Here is a 4229-nt window from a genome sequence, read left to right as displayed (position 1 = left end):
TCTTTTAACTTATTCCATTCTTCAAGCGATAGGAATGGACTATTGATTTCTTTTCCTTCAATTAATGCTCTTAATGGCATAATTTAACCTCATGTTTCACTTAGTGTTAAGTCCAAATATCAAATGCCATTTCATATTCTGCCTTCCAAACAGGATTTGGTTTTATATTGCATTCCTCCGTAAAACTTTTCGGGAGGGATTGGGAATGCTGAAAACAGCGTTGTTCGTTACCTTTCCTTACTTTCTTTTTCACAATCAGGATGATTGTGTTACATCACTCCTGCAATTCCAACTCGATCCCTCCGAACAAACCGGCAGCTAAATTGTAAAGAAGACCTATAATCAGACCACCGATAAATCCGAATATTCCGTACATTATCGGAAAGATGATGATCCCTATAAATCCGAAATTCATCATAGGAAAGCTATCTTCCATTCCTGTAAATCCTGCTAAAGCGTTCATTCCGCTCATCATTAAATTGAAGAAAAGTGCTGCGATTATTCCAATAAAAACACCGATTATTCCCTGAATTACTGCCAGAGATGTAACTCCGATCTTTTTTATTTTAACTGTCATTTTGGTCTCCTGTATCACCACCATCCCGGCAGTAAATTATTTTTATCATTCATTTTTAATTTTTATTCTCCCATCGTGACGATGGGGCTACAAATCAAATCCGCATTTTTTCAATTGCTCCAGGATTTTCTCCGGTGAAGGATCCCATTGTCCGAGCTTTCTGCTGATATGTTCCGTCCAACTGTAATTCTCAAAAGTAAAAGTTTCCTTTCGTTCTCCGATCAATTTAACCATAAAATTTGCTTTTTTATAATAATCCTGCGCCAGATAACCTTCATCCATTTCCTGCATTGCTTCATCAATTTTCTTTTCATCCAATTTCAGATATTCATCTTCAAAAAGTACAAAATCGAGTGGATAACGAGGACGAGTAGGTTGATTTTCAGCGGGAAAACCAATAGTTATTCCAACGAGGGGAAATACTTTTTTTGGAAGTTTGAAATCTTTTGCAATTTTATCCGCAAAATAAGGGACAGAGCCGATATAACAGGTTCCCAAACCAAGACTTTCCGCAGCAATCACCATATTCTGGGCAAAATAGGCAGCATCCTGAATTCCAAAAAGAAAGCTGGAAAGATCATTAGTTGCGATCTGCCAGTTTCGTTTTTCCATGATCTTCCCGATTTTATTCAGATCGACACAAACGATGAAATATAATGGAGCTTTGAACGGATGTTTCTCCTTTTCCCGTGATAGCAGTACGCTGTATGATTGATAAGCAAAAGCCGCTTGCTGTCCTGCTTTAACAATTGTCCGGATCATTCCATCGGGAATTTCCTTTTCCGAATATTCCCTGATCGATTTGTGGTTCAGTAATGTTTCTATAACCTGGTTATTGAAGGTGTTTTCCGGCATAACATATCCTTATAATTATTATACTTTTCGTTTGATTTAATTTTTACTAATCCAAGATTAAATTCCTTCAAGTCCCTTTTTTTTCGAGGTGGAGATTTAGAGGGAATTTTTAATTTTTCCAACTGGAGCCAGATAAACGACAAATTCGTCTTTTCCATCCAGTTTCAGTAAATCATCCATCTTTTCCTGATCATAAGCTGCAATCGCACAAGTTCCTACTTTGATCGCTTCACACGCCAGGTAAAGATTCTGACAAACATGTCCTGCATCGAGCAGCATAGATTTATGAGCGGAGATGGAATATCGCCATTCCGCCCGATAAGGAACCGCACTCCAGATAAATACAACCGCACTTTTTCCTGTAAAAATTTGTCCGAAAGTTGCTTCATTGATTTTATGTTTAAAGTCATTTTCATAAAAGAGAAAAAGGAGTTTATGGCTGGAAGCAAGGTAACGATAAATTCCGGGCTGGAGATTTTCTACATTATTGATCAACAGGTAAGTTTCAAAAGCGTGACGAGCTCCGGCAGAAGGAACAGTCCGCAAAGTCGCATAAGCTTTATCGAATCTTTTGATGATCTCTTTCACCCCTTGCGTTGACCAGAGCAGGAAAGAAAGTTCTTCCAAAGTCAAAGGCTCGTTCGTATATTCTCTCCTGCTTATCCGGTTATTCAAACAATTCCAAAAATCATTATTAGAGATTTGGATTTTATCAAATGAAATCAGTTCGATCAATCGATCTTCAGCATCATGTTTTTTTTCTAATTCAGGTTGTTCCAATCCTTTGTTTTGGTCGGTTTTAATTTTATGAAGTTCAGCGAAATTTGATTTCATAAAATTTCTATATTTTTCAAGATTCATCTTTTCTCCTAAAAAATTAAATCAATTTTGAAACAAAATAAAGTGTTAAATCTGTCAAGAAATCGTTGCTAATATACAAAATCTTCAATAAAATAAATTTATTCCTTGACTTCAAAATGTATAAAAACCATTTATTCAGATGTTAAAAGAATAATTTTTGGAGGAAACATGAAGAAAGCACTTTTTTTAATTCTGTTGATTTTAGTATCGAATTTATTATTTTCACAGGTAATATCTTTCTGGCAAAACAGCAGGAACAGCTCTTATACGGAGGATGATCAGATTTATATCCGCTGTGAAACCGTCGATTTGCAGATGTTAGATACGGAAATTTACTATTCAAGCGGTACGGATTGGAATTCCGGGGATATGGAAAATTTATCGGGAATGACTTATCAGGCAATCGTTCCTGTCGATCCTGAAGAAACACTTTTATGTCGCTACAAAACGGAATCAGATACGGTTGTTTTGATGATGCCTGCGTTTGTTCCTGATGATGATTTTCCGGTGGAAGTTTCGGAACTTGGTTTTGTGTCAGACGATACAGTTGGAGACAATCAGGAAGGAGGAACATTTCTCGATCTGACAGAACAGTATTTCGGATACTCTGACTCTAAATTCTATGTTGCTATGACCAATAATGGTGGTGGTTTTCCAACCGATAATGGCGGCTGGATTCCGGATGAATTCTATTTTTATATCGGAGGAATTTTAAATCCTGAAAATGTCTTGCAGGATACAGTTCTTTATGGGATTGTTTACTGCACAATTCCCTTCGTTGCCGGTCCAGGTTTATATAAAATTCAAGGTGGAGAGATTGATCTGGATGCCCTCGATCCGATCGGGGATGTTCAATCCGAGATTGTTGGAAACACTCTGATATTATCCTGCAATATCGATGATCTTGTAAATGATGAAGATTTCGGAGATTGGCCCAATTTAAGCAATTCAATCGGTTATCAATGCTTGACGAATATGATCACTCTGCAGGGAGAAGTTGGTGCAGCTGATATTGCTCAGCCATCTCTGCAGAATATCGATCAATATATCGTCGAACCTTTTACTAATATTCTTCCTGAGATTTCAGATGCAAATTATCTCATTTTAGGTGGATCAACAACTGTAAATTGCACTTATTTTGATGCGAACAGTAATTTCCCTATTGTCGCAGAAATCGAAACTTTTTCATCAAATGGAAACAGGGAAATTTATCCAATGACTCCACTTTCTTTAGATTATTCATCTCCTGTAAACTTTCTTGTAGATTTTCCAGAAACTGATTGGAACAATCTCACTATTCGTTTCAGCGATAATGGATATGAATTTGTGGAAGAAAGCCTGACCACCTCATCCGAGGATCTGGAAATTTCCAATAATAGTTTTTACATAAATAATTATCCCAATCCTTTCAGTTCAAAAACGACTATCTCTTTTCAATTAAACACAGAGCACACGGAGAGCACAGAGATTGAGGTTTATAATGTAAGAGGGCAGAAGATCGAAACTTTCAAAGATCTTCAAATCTCCAAATCTCCAAATCAGCAAATTGTCTGGAATGCTGAAAATTATCCTTCCGGGATATATTTCCTGAAATTAAGAACTGATAAAAATTCGATTACGAGAAAGATGATCTTAATGCAATAGTATCACGATTCTCTGAATCGTTGTAAAAAGGAGCTCCGCTCCGTTCTTTTAGTAATTTAAAATACTCTTGGATAGTGAAACAGTGCTTTAACAAGTTTTGAACTGTGAATAAGTTCTGCATAACTGGCAGAAAATAGAGGGTAAAATATTTTAGCGAGTCATAAATTCTGATTATTACTTTAAGGGATTTTCTTTAGGATTCGTTATATCAAAAAAATAGATCTTTAAAAAGGGCATATGTGATTTTGAGTGTGTTCAGCCATGGAGTTGAAAATCAATAAGCCAAAGGATT

At 36.3% G+C, this 4229-nt stretch carries 4 protein-coding genes; 1 reads left to right on the top strand and 3 read right to left on the bottom strand.

The window, feature by feature from the left end; genetic code table 11:
* Window positions 1–274 precede the first annotated feature (274 nt).
* The 3 genes from ENL20_03100 to ENL20_03090 form a co-directional block, all read right to left on the bottom strand.
* On the bottom strand, window positions 275–577 hold the full coding sequence (locus ENL20_03100) for a hypothetical protein (GenBank protein HHE37544.1): 303 nt from the start codon (window positions 575–577) through the stop codon (window positions 275–277).
* 87 nt (window positions 578–664) lie between these two features.
* Window positions 665–1432, bottom strand: a complete 768-nt coding sequence (locus ENL20_03095; GenBank protein ID HHE37543.1) for a hypothetical protein — start codon at window positions 1430–1432, stop codon at window positions 665–667.
* 96 nt (window positions 1433–1528) lie between these two features.
* Window positions 1529–2293: a SagB/ThcOx family dehydrogenase gene (locus ENL20_03090; GenBank protein HHE37542.1), complete on the bottom strand. Its 765-nt coding sequence runs from the start codon at window positions 2291–2293 to the stop codon at window positions 1529–1531.
* Between the two features lie 168 nt (window positions 2294–2461).
* On the opposite strand from ENL20_03090, the gene ENL20_03085 reads away from it, so the two are divergent.
* On the top strand, window positions 2462–3937 hold the full coding sequence (locus ENL20_03085) for a T9SS type A sorting domain-containing protein (protein ID HHE37541.1): 1476 nt from the start codon (window positions 2462–2464) through the stop codon (window positions 3935–3937).
* Window positions 3938–4229: the final 292 nt, after the last annotated feature.

The sequence above is a fragment of the Candidatus Cloacimonadota bacterium genome (genome assembly GCA_011372345.1).
Taxonomy (GTDB): Bacteria; Cloacimonadota; Cloacimonadia; order Cloacimonadales; family TCS61; genus DRTC01.
This window is presented reverse-complemented; position numbering and strand designations above follow the sequence as displayed.